The organism is Aequorivita marisscotiae (assembly GCF_029814825.1).
Taxonomy (GTDB): domain Bacteria; phylum Bacteroidota; class Bacteroidia; order Flavobacteriales; family Flavobacteriaceae; genus Aequorivita; species Aequorivita marisscotiae.
In genome coordinates, this window is the sequence record NZ_CP122379.1 from 1461607 (window position 1) to 1477838 (window position 16232).

Annotated in this window: 14 protein-coding genes; 4 read left to right on the forward strand and 10 right to left on the reverse strand. The window is 37.8% G+C overall.

The features are described 5' to 3' along the window. Positions 1–6: 6 nt before the first annotated feature. Positions 7–1128 carry a TolB family protein gene (locus tag QCQ61_RS06660; protein WP_279449989.1) on the reverse strand — a complete coding sequence of 374 codons (1122 nt, stop codon included), beginning with the start codon at positions 1126–1128 and terminating at the stop codon, positions 7–9. Positions 1129–1244: 116 nt separating this feature from the next. Between QCQ61_RS06660 and QCQ61_RS06665 the strand changes: the two genes are divergently transcribed. Next, entirely contained in the window at positions 1245–2477 is a 1233-nt protein-coding gene (locus QCQ61_RS06665; RefSeq protein ID WP_279449990.1) for a M20/M25/M40 family metallo-hydrolase, read from the forward strand. A gap of 150 nt (positions 2478–2627) precedes the next feature. Here the strand turns inward: QCQ61_RS06665 and groL are convergent, their stop codons facing one another. Both groL and QCQ61_RS06675 read right to left on the reverse strand, forming a co-directional pair. After that, on the reverse strand, positions 2628–4265 hold the full coding sequence (gene groL, locus QCQ61_RS06670) for a chaperonin GroEL (RefSeq protein ID WP_279449991.1): 1638 nt from the start codon (positions 4263–4265) through the stop codon (positions 2628–2630). A 189-nt stretch (positions 4266–4454) separates the two neighbouring features. After that, positions 4455–4730 (reverse strand): co-chaperone GroES, encoded by a 276-nt coding sequence (locus QCQ61_RS06675; protein ID WP_279449992.1) that lies wholly within the window; start codon positions 4728–4730, stop codon positions 4455–4457. A gap of 378 nt (positions 4731–5108) precedes the next feature. On the opposite strand from QCQ61_RS06675, the gene QCQ61_RS06680 reads away from it, so the two are divergent. Then, a complete protein-coding gene (locus tag QCQ61_RS06680) occupies positions 5109–5693 on the forward strand; it encodes a laminin B domain-containing protein (protein WP_279449993.1) in 585 nt (194 codons plus the stop codon). A gap of 93 nt (positions 5694–5786) precedes the next feature. Here the strand turns inward: QCQ61_RS06680 and secG are convergent, their stop codons facing one another. From secG to miaB, 7 genes are read right to left on the reverse strand one after another with little or no spacing between them, the layout of a single operon-like run. Further along, the gene (secG, locus tag QCQ61_RS06685) at positions 5787–6131 is read right to left on the reverse strand and encodes a preprotein translocase subunit SecG (RefSeq protein WP_279449994.1); all 345 of its coding nucleotides are present in this window, start codon (positions 6129–6131) and stop codon (positions 5787–5789) included. Beyond that, positions 6128–7054 carry a DUF8458 domain-containing protein gene (locus QCQ61_RS06690; RefSeq protein ID WP_279449995.1) on the reverse strand — a complete coding sequence of 309 codons (927 nt, stop codon included), beginning with the start codon at positions 7052–7054 and terminating at the stop codon, positions 6128–6130. Before QCQ61_RS06690 ends, secG begins: the two co-directional genes overlap by 4 nt. Positions 7055–7112: 58 nt before the next feature. After that, complete coding sequence (locus QCQ61_RS06695) at positions 7113–7625, reverse strand: LptE family protein (RefSeq protein WP_279449996.1); 513 nt, start codon at positions 7623–7625, stop codon at positions 7113–7115. Between the two features lie 33 nt (positions 7626–7658). Further along, the gene (locus QCQ61_RS06700) at positions 7659–8936 is read right to left on the reverse strand and encodes a sigma-54 interaction domain-containing protein (protein WP_279449997.1); all 1278 of its coding nucleotides are present in this window, start codon (positions 8934–8936) and stop codon (positions 7659–7661) included. Between the two features lie 41 nt (positions 8937–8977). Further along, the gene (locus QCQ61_RS06705; RefSeq protein WP_279449998.1) at positions 8978–9829 is read right to left on the reverse strand and encodes a hypothetical protein; all 852 of its coding nucleotides are present in this window, start codon (positions 9827–9829) and stop codon (positions 8978–8980) included. Between the two features lie 17 nt (positions 9830–9846). After that, complete coding sequence (locus QCQ61_RS06710; protein ID WP_279449999.1) at positions 9847–10737, reverse strand: hypothetical protein; 891 nt, start codon at positions 10735–10737, stop codon at positions 9847–9849. Positions 10738–10748: 11 nt separating this feature from the next. Next, positions 10749–12188 (reverse strand): tRNA (N6-isopentenyl adenosine(37)-C2)-methylthiotransferase MiaB, encoded by a 1440-nt coding sequence (miaB, locus tag QCQ61_RS06715; RefSeq protein WP_279450000.1) that lies wholly within the window; start codon positions 12186–12188, stop codon positions 10749–10751. Between the two features lie 261 nt (positions 12189–12449). Between miaB and topA the strand changes: the two genes are divergently transcribed. Together topA and QCQ61_RS06725 are read left to right on the forward strand one after the other, a co-directional pair. Next, entirely contained in the window at positions 12450–14984 is a 2535-nt protein-coding gene (topA, locus tag QCQ61_RS06720; protein ID WP_279450001.1) for a type I DNA topoisomerase, read from the forward strand. Then, the gene (locus tag QCQ61_RS06725; protein WP_279450002.1) at positions 14984–16147 is read left to right on the forward strand and encodes a formimidoylglutamase; all 1164 of its coding nucleotides are present in this window, start codon (positions 14984–14986) and stop codon (positions 16145–16147) included. The genes topA and QCQ61_RS06725 overlap by 1 nt, the downstream gene beginning before the upstream one ends. Positions 16148–16232: the final 85 nt, after the last annotated feature.

Sequence of the window (16232 nt, forward strand, 5' to 3'; positions counted from 1 at the left end):
AATCTCTTAATCCTGCCATTCCGCAATAAATAGATTGGTGTCGCGGCCGCCGCCATTGTTTCTATTGCTCGAGAAAGCCAATTTTTTTCCATCATTGGAAAAAACGGGAAAAGCATCAAAGGTTCTGCCGTGCGTAACACGCTCTAAGTTTTTACCGTCAATATCAATTAAATACAAATTAAATGGAAATCCTCTTTCGGCTTCAAAATTACTGGAGAACAAAATCTTTTCGCCCGATGGATGGAAAAATGGCGCCCAGTTTGCATTTCCTAAATGTGTTAATTGACGCAATTCGCTACCGTCGGCATTACAGATAAACAATTCCATTTCGGTAGGTTGTACCAATCCTTGCGCAAGCAAATCTTTGTACTCTTTAATTTCATTTTCAGTTTTTGGTCGCGATGCTCGGAAAATTAATTTTGACCCGTCTGGAGAGAAAAATGCCCCTCCATCGTATCCCAACTCATTGGTTATTTGTTTTACATTTTTTCCATCAATATCCATGGTGTAAAGCTCCAAATCGCCACTTCGCATAGAGGTGAAAACAATTTTATCTCCTTTGGGCGAAACGGTTGCTTCGGCGTCGTAACCTGGTTCATCGGTAAGTTGGGCGGTAACATTTCCTTCTAAATCTGCTACAAAAATGTCGAAGCTATCATATACCGGCCAGACGTATTTACCGTCTTTTTTCACCGGTACTTCCGGACAGTTTTCATCTTTTAAGTGGGTGCTTCCGTAAACAATATGTTTTCCGTCTGGCAGAAAATAGCTGCAGGTAGTTCGGCCTTTTCCGGTGCTTATCATAGGTGGTTGCTTGTCTTTAAAAGTTTCATCGGCATTCATTAAAAACATTTGGTCGCAGTTTACGCCCCAATTTTTAAAATTGCTTTGAAAAATTAATTTGCTGTCATCAAAACTCCAGTAGGCTTCGGCATTATCGCCGCCAAAAGTTACTTGCCGGATATTTTTAAAATGCTTTTCTTCAGAATAAATTAAGGTGTCTCCCGTTTTTTCATCCAGCACCGCTTCGTATTGGGCCGTGGCTTTCAGGGTTTCTGAAGTATTTTTGTCGCTATTCTTGCAAGCTGTTAACAGACAAAAGAGAAGGAGTAGATAAATGAATTTCATTTGTATTTAATTTTATTAGAAATTGAAATAAGAATCGTTACTATTAATATGCCATCGCAAAGCGCGGGTTACACCAAATGTTTCAATTTAATGTATTTTTGTGCAAAAATAACGATATGCGAACAATATTGATAGTATTTCTGGCACTTCTGGTTTTTTCGTGCAAACAAAACACATCTGTAAAGAAAGTTAGCATGCAGGAAGACGTTGCCATTTTAGCCAACGATAGTTTAAACGGAAGAAAAACAGGATCTGAAGGCGAAGGGAAAGCCGCAAAATATATTGCAAACAGGTTTGAAACTTTGGGATTACAACCGAAAGGAACTGAAAGGTTTTATCAAAAATTTACGTATAAGGCAAGTAAAAACCCACATCAAGAAGCGGAATTCACTACCGAAAATAACGATAGTACCCAAACGGGTAAAAACGTAATAGCATATTTAGACAACAATGCTGAAAACACGGTTGTTATTGGCGCGCACTACGACCATTTAGGAATGGGCGGTGAGGGTTCGCTTTACCGCGAGGGCGAGGCGATCCACAATGGAGCCGACGATAATGCCAGTGGTGTGGCGATGATGCTGCATTTAGCCGATTCGCTTCAAAAAAGGAATTCTCCAAAAGAAAATAATTATCTTTTTATTGCTTTTTCGGGAGAAGAGGAAGGTTTGTTGGGCTCAAATTATTTTGTGAAAAACCCAACAATCAATACAAAAAAGGTGACGTATATGATTAATATGGATATGGTGGGGAGATTAAATTCTGAAAAAACTTTGGCAGTTTATGGCATTGGCACTTCTCCTGTTCTAAAGCAAATAGTGAATGCAAATGCTGGCGATTTAAATATTGCCGAAAATGAAAGTGGGGTTGGCCCCAGCGATCATACCTCGTTTTATTTGGCCGATATTCCGGTGCTTCATTTTTTTACTGGGCAGCACGAAGATTACCACAAACCGAGCGACGATACCGAAAAGGTAAATTTTGAAGGAATGAAATTAGTTTCAAATTACATTTTCAGCATTATTAAAGATTTGGACAGCCAACCAAAACTTGTATTTAGAAAAACTAAAAATGAAAGCGAAGTGGTACCGGATTTTAAAGTAACTTTAGGAGTAGTACCCGATTATCTTTTCAGCGGCAAAGGCATGCGAATTGATGGCGTAAGCCAAGACAAGCCTGCCCAAAAAGCCGGTCTGCAAAAAGGCGACGTGGTAGTAAAAATGGGCGAGCACGACGTAACCGATATGATGAGCTATATGAAAAGCCTTTCCAAATTCGATAAGGGGCAAACGGCTACCGTAACCATTGATAGAAAGGGAGAGTTAGTAGAGGTTGAGGTTACGTTTTAAGAAATAAAAAAACCTAACAGGTCTCCAGTCTCGGGGACCTGTTAGGTTTAATTAAGTACTGAGTACAGACAAGGCATGCCTTATTCTGGGTTGAGACAAGGCATGCCTTATTCTGGGTTGAGACAAGGCATGCCTTGTCTCAACGATATCCTACATCATACCGGGCATTCCGCCACCCATTGGAGGCATTCCGCCACCGCCTGCATTCTCTTCTTTAATATCAACCAGAGCACATTCGGTAGTAAGAATCATCCCTGCAACCGAGGCAGCATTTTCAAGTGCTATACGGGTTACTTTTTTAGGATCTATAATTCCTGCTTTTAGCATATCTACATACGATTCGCTTTTAGCATCGTAACCAAAGTTTTTCTTGCCTTCCAAAACCTTGTTTATTACAACGGAGCCTTCACCACCAGCATTTTCAACAATTGTGCGGAGTGGAGATTCAATTGCTTTACTAACAATATTTATACCTGTTGCTTCGTCCAAGGTTTCAGTAGTAAGCTTTTTAAGCACTTCAATTGCGCGAACTAAAGCTACACCACCACCGGCTACAATGCCTTCCTCAACAGCTGCTCGGGTTGCGTGAAGCGCATCGTCCACACGATCTTTTTTCTCCTTCATTTCTACTTCGGAAGCAGCACCTACATAAAGAACCGCTACACCGCCAGCCAATTTAGCCAAGCGCTCCTGTAATTTTTCTTTGTCGTAATCGCTCGTTGTAGATTCTATTTGCGATTTTATTTGATTTACACGGCCTTTAATATCTTTTTTGTCACCGGCACCATTTACAATTGTAGTATTGTCTTTATCAATTGTTACGGTTTCCGCAGAGCCCAACATTTCGATAGTAGTGTTTTCCAAAGTGAAACCGCGCTCCTCCGAAATAACTGTACCACCTGTTAAAATTGCGATATCTTCAAGCATTGCTTTTCTTCTATCGCCAAAACCTGGTGCTTTAACAGCTGCAATTTTTAACGAACCGCGAAGTTTGTTTACTACTAAAGTAGCCAAGGCTTCGCCATCTACGTCTTCAGCAATTATTAAAAGAGATTTTCCTTGTTGCGCCACTGGCTCAAGAACAGGGAGTAAATCTTTCATTGATGAAATTTTCTTATCGTAAAGCAAAATCATTGGATTTTCCAATTCAGTTTGCATTTTTTCTGTGTCGGTTACGAAATACGGAGAAAGGTAGCCGCGATCAAACTGCATACCTTCCACAACATCAACGTAAGTTTCGGTTCCTTTTGCTTCTTCAACAGTGATAACGCCTTCTTTTCCAACTTTTCCGAATGCTTTAGCAATTAAATCGCCAATTACATCGTCGTTGTTTGCTGAAATTGAAGCTACTTGCTTTATCATTTCAGAAGAATTGCCAACTTTCGTAGTTTGCTTTTCAAGATTTGCAACAATGGCTTCAACGGCTTTATCGATACCGCGTTTCAAATCCATCGGATTTGCGCCAGCAGCAACATTTTTTAAACCTTCTTTTACAATTGCCTGAGCAAGAACGGTTGCAGTTGTTGTTCCGTCACCAGCAAGATCGTTGGTTTTTGAAGCTACTTCCTTCACCATTTGTGCGCCCATATTTTCCAGCGCATCTTCCAATTCAATTTCTTTTGCAACGGTTACACCATCTTTGGTTACTTGTGGCGCACCGAAAGATTTGCTAATAATTACGTTACGACCCTTTGGGCCCAAGGTTACTTTTACTGCGTTTGCCAATGCATCAACACCACGCTTAATACTGTCGCGGGCTTCTACATCAAATTTTATATCTTTTGCCATAAACTTTTGAATTTTATTATTTCCGCGAAAGCGGAAATCTCGTTATTAATATTTATAAATTTTAAATTTTTGCTTTTAAAGAAATTCCAAATTACAAGCACCAAATTCCAAATAAAATTCAGAAATCAATTTTAAAAAAAGTTTCGTATTGGGATTTATTTCTTTGGGATTTGGATTTTGCAATAATTGTTAAATTATTGCCAGAATGTCGTCCTCGCGCATAATTAGGTAGTCTGTACCGTCAAATTTCAATTCGCTTCCGGAATATTTTCCATAAAGAACAGTATCACCAACTTTTACGGTCATTTTGTGGTTTTCTTTTCCTTTTCCCACGGCTACTACTTTACCTTGTTGTGGTTTTTCTTTTGCCGAATCTGGAATGTACAATCCCGAAGCTGTTTTTGTTTCTGCCTCTTGAGGCTGAACCAATACGCGATCTGCTAATGGTTGAATTTTTAATGCCATATTAAAATTTTAATTTTATAATTCCCGTGAAGACGGGAATCTCGTTAAACTTATGTTTAAATGTTTTGTTTGCTAATTGGCAGAAATTGTGCCACTGCCCATAAACTGACAGTTTACAAAACAAAAATGTCAGCTTGTCAGAAGTCCGGAATAAATAGCCGAAAAATTAATAGGTTTATCTTTCAATATTGCTACCATCTCTATTATAAAAGGAAGGAGATTTTACTTTGTAAAGTGCTATTTATAGCTTTATATAATAGTAACACATTTAGAGTAATACAATTAGTTTAATGCAATAGTTATTTCCATACTTCAGCAATAAATTGAATGTAATTTAATTTTATAACTTTGATAGCGAAATCAAATTAAAGTAAATTTATGAGAACACATATTCAATTTTATATAATGGCACTAACTGTAATGATTTTACTATGGGGTTGCAAAAATGAAATGGTTTCTTCGCATTTTAAAGAAAATGCCGAAGATTGGACTATTATGGGTGATGCCCAAGGCGATATGGTTCAACCCACTTACACATCACAGGGTGGGGCTGTAGATGGTTATATACAAGCCAAGGACGATGCAGCAGGTGGTGTTTGGTATTTTTCAGCGCCAAAAAAGTTTTTAGGAAATAAAGAAAGTTACTACGGACGCACCCTTAATTACAGTCTATATCAAAAACCAGAAAAGAACAAACAATTTGATTCTCCAGACATTATCCTTGCCAGCGGGGAAAATCAAATTTTTTATTTGGTTGAAGATTCTCCAGATACTACTTGGACACAATATAGGGTGAAAATTGGCACGGATACAAATTGGTTTTATGGAAATTATAAGGATAAAAGTGAAGCTACGGAAGCGCAGATTAAATCGGTGCTATCTAATTTAGATAAATTTTGGATACGAGGTGAATATAGAACGGGGGATGATTATGGAGGTCTTGATGAAGTGGTTATTGAATAGCTAAACTATTCAATTCTAAAAATAGCTATTATTAAGAAATAAAAAATGCCAGCTTTATTGAGCTGGCATTTTTACATATATTTTAAAGAACTATTAGTTAGCCTCTTCTGGATTTTCCGTTGGCGTATCTGTAGTTGTAGGTACTGCTGGAATTGTATTTTGGATTGCATTTTCATCAAAAGTTTTTGATTGTAAACTATTGCCGCCCATAATAAAAACGTTAGATCCCAAAATAAGTGCAAGCATAATAGCAGCGAGGGTCCAAGTACTTTTATCTAGAAAATCACTAGTATTTTGTACACCACCAATTTGTGCACCACCGCCACCGCCAAATGATGAGGAAAGTCCTCCGCCTTTTGGGTTTTGTACCATTATAACTACGACCAATAAAAAGGCCACTATCATTATTAAAACTAAAAATATTGTAAACGTACTCATGATTGTTCTGTATTAATCAATTTTTCTATTGCCCGAATTTGGTCTGCAAAGAAACCACTTTTTTCGGGATTTTTCAAAATTAATATTTTATATGCTTGAATTGCTTTTTTATAATTTTTTTGTTGCAAATAAACTTTCGCCAAAGTCTCCGTCATCAGTGAATCAGAAGGTTGTGGTTGGGTGTTTTCTAAGGTAACATTTTCCTGTTTTGGTGCCTTTTTTTCTATTTCTGAAGGAATAATTTTAGGTTTTTCTTGAATAAATTTATCTATTAATTCAAATTTTCTTTCGCGTTCATCTTGATCGGTGATGTTTTCAGAAGTAAACGTTTTTTCCTTTTCGGAATCATTTTCAGCACGATTAATGGGTTTTGCCTTTGTAAGTTTTAACCATTCGGCAAACGAATGTGTGTCGTTTTTTGTAAACGCTAATGGTTTATTAGTATGCAAAGTTTCTTCGGCATTTTCGCTGTTTTGTTCGTCTTTCTTTTCAACTAATTTTGAAACAGAAGTTACTTTTCTTTGAAAAAGTTCGGGGTTTAAAATATCTTCGGCCTTTTGCATTTCGGCCTTTAGTTGTTTGTCTATTTCGAGACTAATTTGTTCTGAAACATTTTCGGCTTCAACTTTTATTTCGGCTACCGAAGGATCGTGCTGCAAAATGGTTTGCGAAATTTCATTTTGAATAAATTTTTCCGAAGTAATATATTCAAACAAAATATCGCGATCGGTTGTGTGGGCGGCAGTAAGTTTTAAAGCATCGTTGTATAGAAAGCTATCTTGATTTTTTAAACCTTTTAGCTGTAAAGCCCGTGCACTTTGAAAATATGGGTATTTTTTTATCAGTACACTTAATGCATTTAAATCCTCAGAAGTAACTTTCTGTGGATTGGCTAGGAGATATGTGTAATTTTCAATTTTCAAATTATATCAGGGTCTTTTATGTTTTTAAGACGTACTTTTTATTTGAACAGTTAAATAGTTACCAATTTGCAAGCGATTTATTAAAAATGTCTTGCGTTAAACGTTCAAAGATAATATCTACCGCGGCGTCTAGTTTTGAGCCAGTTAATTGTGTCTGGCCGTCGTAATCATAATAAAAGCTAAAGGGTTGCTCAAAATCTTTTAATGGTTCTTTTGTATTGTAAAAGCGTACGTTTACGGCAATTGTTAATCTGTTTTGCGCTGCGGTGCTGGTAGAAGTGGCGGTAATTGGCGCTATATAAAATTGGATGATTTCTCCTTCGTAAACCAGATCGCCGTTGCTGTTTACCAAATCTAAACTGGTTTGGTTTAAAAGCAAGTCCTGCAGTTTTTGCGTAAAATCGCGTGCAATTCCGGGTTCGACAATGGGAGCGTTATTCTGAAAATAATTAACCTGAACGGTTTTTGTGGTGCTGTAATTAATATCGGCACCGGTAAACGAATACGGTCCACAAGCTTGTAACGTAACAGTAAGCAAGATTACTACTAAAGCTGAAAATATTTTTGGCATTTATATTAATTTATTTTTTGCTATTGCTGGGCGCTATAGATCGTACTGTTTAATCTTTCGGTATAACGTTCGTTCGCTAATACCCAACTCGTCTGCGGCATCTTTTCGTTTTCCGTTGTACTTTTCGAGCGATTTTTTAATGAGTTCCAATTCTTTTTGCTGAAGCGATAGATTTTCTTCTTCTTCAATATCTTCGGCGTATTCGTACTTGTCATTTCGTTGTTCCGATGCGTGTTCCGGAATGCTAAAAACTTCTACGTCGTTTTGTGAATTGTTGTTTTCCTCTTCAATTATTGAAGCCAGTTCCTCTTCGGCATCATTGTCTTCGGCATAAATTTTATTAATGAGCGACGATTGCTCTTCTTTAACCTTTGCCGTATTGCCAGTTTTCATTAATTCTAAAGTAAGCTTTTTAAGATCATTTACATCTCGTTTCATATCAAAAAGCACTTTGTAAAGTATTTCGCGTTCGCTGCTGAAATCGCTTTCCGCTTTTTTCGCATTTATAACTGCCGGCAAATTACTGCCCATGTCTGGCAAATAATGCTTTAAAGTATTGTAATTAATTTCGCGATTTTGCTCTAAAACTGAAATTTGTTCGGCCACATTTCGCAACTGGCGTATGTTACCGCTCCATCTATATTGCAGCAGTAATGCCGTAGCGCGTTCGTCTAAGCGAATGGTTGGCATTTTATATTTCTGTGCAAAATCTGCCGCAAATTTTCGGAAGAGCAAATGTATGTCTTCTTGCCGTTCCCGTAAAGGTGGCAAATTAATTTCTACGGTACTCAATCTGTAATAAAGATCTTCGCGAAACTTTCCTTTTTCAATAGCTTCCACCATTTTTACATTTGTGGCGGCCACGATGCGAACATCGGTTTTTTGCACTGCGGAAGAACCAACTTTCATAAACTCGCCATTTTCCAAAACCCGAAGTAGTCGTACTTGCGTTGGCAATGGTAATTCGCCAACTTCATCTAAAAAAATTGTACCCCCATCGGCTACTTCAAAATACCCGCTACGGGTAGCGGTTGCGCCGGTAAAAGCACCTTTTTCGTGACCGAAAAGTTCGCTGTCAATGGTTCCTTCTGGAATGGCACCGCAGTTAACGGCAATATATTTACCGTGTTTTCTGTGGGAAAGCGAATGTATTATTTTTGGAATACTTTCTTTCCCCACACCGCTTTCGCCTGTAACCAATACCGAAATATCTGTTGGCGCAACCTGAATTGCTTTTTCTACGGCACGGTTTAATTTTGGATCGTTGCCTATTATTCCAAATCGTTGTTTTGTTGCTTGTATGCTTTCCATATTGTTATCCCCGCAACCGCGGGGATCTCATAATTTTAGTTTTAATAATACTCGTAGGTTAACTCTTTAATAATTACATCGTTCTTCTTAATTTCTGCACTTGTAGGATAACCCTCAGAATTATAAATTGTGGTTTTGGTCTTTACATAGTTTGAATCTGGCACTGAGCTATTTACAGTAACACGTGTGTAATTGTTTTTTGAAAAATAATTATGTCTGTTGAACAAACTAAGATGATCGCCAATGGTGGCGTTAAAATAATTATTTTCAACACATTCGTAGAGTGGGTTTATGCCTTCATCATATTCAAAAACATAAGTTTTTTCAAATCCATTATTTAGAGTTTCATTGATAGATTGAATGTTATCGCCGCTATATTCAATAATTTGGGTAGCTATTCCCGTATCTGTACTAACGTAGTTTTTTACAATCTTTCCCTCGGCATTGTAATAAATTTCGCCATACATAGAAGATTGCTGAAATGTAAGTTTTGTTGGTTCCATAGAATAATCACGAATTCCCACAACATCGCCGGTGCCACTCAGAAAAGTGATTTTGTCAATGTTGTTGTCTTGATCATACGCAAAAACATCTTGTCTGCCTAAAACATCATCCCCGTAAATAAAGCTTTTCTCGCTAATTTGTCCAGAATTATTGTAGTTGTATAACCAATACAAAGTCATATCTGAATGAATCGTGCTTTCGTGCGTAGTTTGTCCAGATTCATCAAACAGTCTTTCTAAGGTGTAATTGTCTGTACTTTGATCAAAAAAGAAATTTTGACTAAACTTCTTGATTTTAAATTCCTGAATTTCTTCAGGTGTGTTGTCATCGTTATTAGAGCAAGCTAAAAACAACAATGTTGTTGCAAATAAAAATAAAATACGTTTCATAACTTTTGATATTAAGATTAATAATATTCGTAGGTTAATTCTTCAATTAGAGTTCCGTCTTTTTTAACAACCGCACTGGTTGGGTAGCCATCTGTGTTATATTGAAATATTTTTAAAAGCGTATAATTATCCTCTGGGAATTGTGAATTTGTGTAAACCTCGCCCGTAAAATTATTAGGTGATAAAAATGGTTTCCAATAATTTAAGTTGAACCAATATTGCCCTAATAAATCCAAATGATTTTCATTAAAGGATGTATGGAGCGGATTTATTTTAGTATCGTATTGGTAGGTGTATTCCGATAAAATATCGGGTTCGCCGTAAATTCCGGTGTTACTTATACTAGGTCTTTTCATTATATTATTTACAGCATCATAGTATAAACTTTCAGTTGAAAATCCGCCCATGTCAATTTCGTTGTGTATAGAGGTAAGTATATTACTGTTATAATTTAATGTGGTATAAAAACCAGGGGATCTGTGTTCTATTGAAATTTTATTGGGCTGATGTGTCAATTGAAAATATATATCGGGAGTTCCCCCATCAAAAGATTCGGATATAAAGTCTAATTTATTTTCTGAATCATAGGTGTACTCAAGGGATCTATTTCCGTTAACTCCTTCAAAAATCATCACACTTTCCGTTAATCGTCCAAGTTGATTGTAGTTATAATTAATAATTCGGGTGTAATCTGAATTTGCTTCATCCTCTTTTTTTTGTGATAATCTGCCGTTTTCATCAAAAAAATATACAGTGCTGTTTCCTGTTGGATTTCCGTTGAGATCCACCGAGACCTTTGAAAATTTTTTGATTTTTAGTTCTTGTGGGTTTTCTGAACCGTTATTATCGTCATTGGAGCACGCCAAAAACAATAAACTTGCTGTAAAAAGAAATAGAATGCGTTTCATATATATTGGTTTTATGAGTATCCAACTGCTTCGCCAATAAGCGTTGCCGTAGTACAATCGGTTATTTTTACGTTTACAAAATCTCCCGCTTTATAATTTTTCTTCGGAAAAACCGCAACATTATTATGCTCGGTTCTTCCGCTCCATTCGTCTTTGTTTTTCTTCGATTCTTTTTCAATTAAAACGGTTACTGTTTTGCCTAAAAAAGAAGCCGTGCGAATAGCGCTATGACTTTGTTGAAGATCTACAATCTCTGTCAATCTTCGGCTCTTTGTGTCTTCCGGCACATCGTCTTCCAGTTTGCGGGCAGCAGCTGTTCCAGGTCGCTCAGAATATTTATACATATAACCATAACTGTATTTTACATATTCCATAAGGCTTTTTGTGTCTTCGTGATCTTCCTCAGTTTCTGTTGGAAAACCAATAATCATATCCTGCGAAATGGCGCAGCCGGGAATAATTTCCCAAATCCTGTCTATCAATTTTATATATTCTTCCCGCGTATGCTGACGGTTCATTTCTTTTAGAATTCGGGTGCTTCCACTTTGAACCGGAAGGTGAATATGGTTGCAGATATTTTTGTGTTTTGCAACAACGTGCAAAACTTCTTCGTGCATATCCTGCGGATTGCTGGTTGAAAACCGAATGCGCATTTTTGGATGTGCCGTCGCAACCATATCGAGCAATTGTGCAAAATCAGTCGCAGTTGCTTGTTGCATTTCCGAAGCATTTTTGAAATCTTTTTTCAGTCCGCCACCATACCAAAGGTAGCTATCTACATTTTGGCCTAGCAGCGTAATTTCTTTATAGCCTTTTTCATCCAAATCTCTCACCTCTTCCAGAATGCTCTGTGGGTCTCTACTGCGTTCGCGGCCTCTTGTAAAAGGCACTACGCAAAAGGTGCACATATTATCGCAACCGCGGGTAATGCTAACAAAGGCGGTAATTCCGTTTCCGCCTAAACGCACGGGCGAAATATCGCCATACGTCTCTTCTTTTGAAAGAATTACGTTTACGGCGTCGCGACCTTCCTCCACTTCTTTCAGCAAATTAGGGATATCTTTGTAAGCATCTGGGCCAACAACTAAATCTACTATTTTTTCTTCCTCAAGAAATTTTTCCTTTAAACGCTCAGCCATACAACCCAGAACGCCAACTTTCATTTTTGGATTGGTCCTTCTCTTTACAGCGTTGTATTTTTCTAAACGTTTGCGAATGGTTTGTTCAGCTTTATCGCGAATGGAGCACGTATTCACCAAAACCAAATCGGCTTCCTCAAGTATATTTGTTGTGTTGTAACCTTGGTCTGAAAGTATGGAAGCCACTATTTCGCTGTCACTAAAATTCATGGCGCAGCCGTAGCTTTCAATATATAATTTTTGAGAATTATCTGTGCGCGCCTCAAGTGTTAGCGTGTTGCCTTGCGTGCTTTCGTCTATTACTTTTTTCATAAAAATCAATCTACCTTCTAAAATTTGAAATCTTAGTTCTTGAATTTGCAAAGATACAATTAATTGCGAGCGGTGACAAAGTGGCAGATTGCTTTTAATAAAAATTATTTTAATTTTAAAAATTACACGAATGTGCTATTAAAAATATAGAAAAATTGGCGTTTTTGAATTGAATATCGGGGCGGTAGTTTTCAAATTTCACACCCGAAACCTTTGGTATTAAAAAATTCATATACTTTTGCACTCACAATAATAAAGGATATGGCAAAGAATTTAGTGATAGTTGAGTCCCCCGCAAAAGCAAAAACCATTGAAAAATTTCTTGGGAAAGATTTTAAAGTTTCTTCGAGTTTTGGGCACATTGCAGACCTTCCGTCCAAGGAATTGGGGGTAGATGTAGAAGGAGATTTCACACCTAAATATATAGTGAGCAGCGATAAGAAAAAGTTGGTCGCAGAATTAAAGGCACTTTCCAAAAAAGCCGATATGGTTTGGCTAGCAAGTGATGAGGATCGCGAGGGTGAGGCAATTGCGTGGCATTTGGCAGAGGAGTTAAAGTTGGATGATGCCAAAACAAAACGGATTGTTTTTCACGAAATTACAAAGTCGGCTATTTTAAGGGCTATCGAAAATCCGCGTCAAATAGATTATAATTTGGTAAACGCACAGCAAGCACGACGGGTTTTGGACCGTTTGGTAGGATACCAACTTTCGCCCGTACTTTGGAAAAAGGTAAAAGGAGGTCTTTCTGCAGGTCGTGTGCAATCTGTTGCCGTGCGATTAATTGTGGAGCGCGAGCGCGAAATTGAGGCTTTTTCACCTGTTGGGTCTTATAGGATTGATGCTGAATTTACTACGCTAGATGGCAGTAAGTTTAAGGCTAAACTTCCAAAGAATTTTGAAACAGAAGAAGAAGCCCGCGAGTTTCTTCGGAAGAATTTGGGCGCCGATTATAAAATTTCAGATTTAACAAAAAAACCAGCAAGCAAAAGTCCGGCGGCACCGTTTACCACTTCAACCTTACAACAGGAAGCCGCGCGAAAATTATATTTTTCGGTAGGAAAAACAATGACCATTGCGCAACGGCTTTACGAAGCAGGACTTATAACCTATATGCGTACCGATAGCGTTAACCTAAGTAAGGACGCTAAAAATGCGGCTCAAAAGGAAATTGAAAAATCATACGGGAAAGAATATAGCAAGCCCCGCGATTACAAAGGGAAAAGCAAGGGCGCGCAAGAAGCTCACGAGGCCATTCGCCCTACAGATATGACCCAGCACACTATTACGGGCGATCACGACCAAGCCCGCTTGTACGATTTAATTTGGAAACGAACCCTTGCTTCGCAAATGAGCGATGCGCAATTGGAGCGTACCAATGTGAAGATTGATGTAATTTCCAAAGAAAAAGTTTCTGAGAATTTTACCGCAAATGGTGAAATGATAAAATTTGATGGGTTTTTAAAAGTGTATTTGGAAGGAACCGATTTTGAGGAGGAGGAGCAAGAGGGAATGTTGCCAAATATGAAAAATGGCGATTCGCTCCAAAACAACTATATTACCGCTACAGAACGATTTACACGTCCTCCGTACAGATTCACGGAAGCCTCATTGGTAAAACAATTGGAAGAACTTGGCATTGGCCGACCTTCTACTTATGCACCTACTATTTCAACAATTATAAGTAGAAATTATGTAGAGAAGGGGACCGTGGAAGGTGTGGAGCGAAAATATTTGCAGCTTACCCTTCAAAAGGAAAATGTAAAAGACAAAACGTTGACCGAGACCGTTGGATCGGATAAAGGAAAATTGGTTCCCACCGACATTGGGATGATTGTAAACGACTTTTTGGTAGAGCATTTTGAAAATATTCTCGATTATAATTTCACTGCCAAAGTAGAGCAAGATTTTGACGACATTGCCGAAGGAAAGGAGGAGTGGACGAAAATGATGAAGGATTTTTACGACAAATTTCACCCGCAAGTGGAACATGTGGAGGAAAATGCAGACCGGGAAAGTGGCGAGCGTATTCTTGGCGAGGATCCAGAAACGGGCCGAACCGTTCTAGTGCGCTTAGGTAAATACGGGCCCATGGCACAAATTGGCGCGCCAGACGATGAGGAGAAAAAGTTTGCCAGCTTACGTCCAGATCAGCAATTGCATATGGTAACCTTTGAAGAAGTGATGGATCTGTTTAAACTTCCAAAAACGCTTGGCATTTACGATAATGAAGAAGTTGAGGTTAACAATGGACGATTTGGACCTTATGTTCGTTTTGGTAAAACCTTTATTTCACTTCCAAAGGGGATGGATCCGCTGGATGTAGATATGGCTTTCGCAAAGAAATTAATTGAAGAAAAAAAGAAAGCCGACGCACCTATATATATGTATGAAGATTTGCCCGTTCAAAAAGGGGTGGGGCGTTTTGGTCCATTTATAAAATGGAACAACATGTTTATTAACGTAAACAAAAAATACGATTTTGATAATCTCTCCGATCAAGATATTGTACAACTTATTGAAGACAAAAAACAAAAGGAAATTGATAAGTTAATCAACGAATGGCCGGAAGAAAAAATACGTATTGAAAAAGCGCGATGGGGCAGATTTAATATTATAAAAGGAAAAACTAAGGTGGAATTGCCAAAAGGCACCGAGGCCGACAAAATATCTTTAGAAGAAGCAAAAGCTTTGTTGGAGAAGAAAAGTCCAAAAAAGAAAACTGCAGCAAAGAAGAAAACCGCCGCAAAAAAGAAAACCACCACTAAGAAAAAAGCTACAGCTAAGAAAAAATAATGATAGCATTTTTATCTCCAGTTTCAAAAAAGGTGTTGGCACATCGCGAAATTCTACCTTTGGGAACCTTAGGAAAACAAATTGACCCCCATGCCGAAAAGGAGGAGCTGCCCAATTTAAAAGGTGTAAAGTTTGCCATTGTTGGAATTAAGGAAAATCGTGGCGATGTAGATTATATTGGCGAAGACCTCTGTTTTGATCGGTACCGGAAAGCATTGTATTCGCTTTATCCTGGCAATTGGAATTACAAAATAATAGATCTCGGCGATATTGAAAAGGGCAACACAGTAGAAGACACGCGTTTTGCAGCAAAGGAAGTTATTGCTGCCCTGTTAAAAAAACATATTGTGCCATTGGTGCTCGGTGGAAGCCAAGATTTGGCCTATGCACAGTATCGCAGCTACGACAATTTGGGGCCGATGGTAAATGTGGTTAATATAGATAATAGATTTGACCTCGGAAATGCTGAATTGCCAATTTCGAACAAATCGTATGTAGGAAAAATGGTAGTAGACCAGCCGTATAATCTTTTTAATTATAGTGCTCTCGGTTACCAATCGTTTTTTAATGCGCCGCAGGAAATTGCATTAATGGACAAACTTTTTTTTGATGCTTACCGCTTGGGCGAAATCACTGCTGATTTAACTACGGTAGAGCCTATTATGCGCGATGCAGATTTGGTAACTCTAGATGTTACAGCAATAAAAAGTTCAGAATTAAGTTATAAAAATAATGATAGCCCAAATGGTTTTGACGGCCGCGAAATTTGTGCAATTTCGCGATATGCCGGTATAAGCAATAAAGTTAAATCTTTTGGCGTTTATGAATTAAGTAATTCTATTGAAAGTAAGAGCGGTGCAATGCTTGTGGCGCAAATACTTTGGTATTTTATTGAAGGCTATAATTTTAGGGTTGCCGATGATGATTTTGACAACGAAAGTCTTTTTACCACCTATAAAGTACCCATTGAAGACCAAGTTTTAGAATTTAAAAAAAGTAATAAAACAGAAAGATGGTGGATTGTTTTGCCTTTTCTTTCAAATGTTAATAATAAATTAAAAAGGCGTACGTTATTACCTTGCACTTATGGCGAATATTTGGGTGCATGTAATCAGGAAATTCCTGAAAGGTGGTTGAAAGCCCGCTACAAGAATGAAGTATAACTTAAGTAAACAAGTAAAGGTAGGTATCAATGAATTTTCAAAAAAAAAAATTGTTTTTTTGGATTTTTATAGATACGTTTACGCC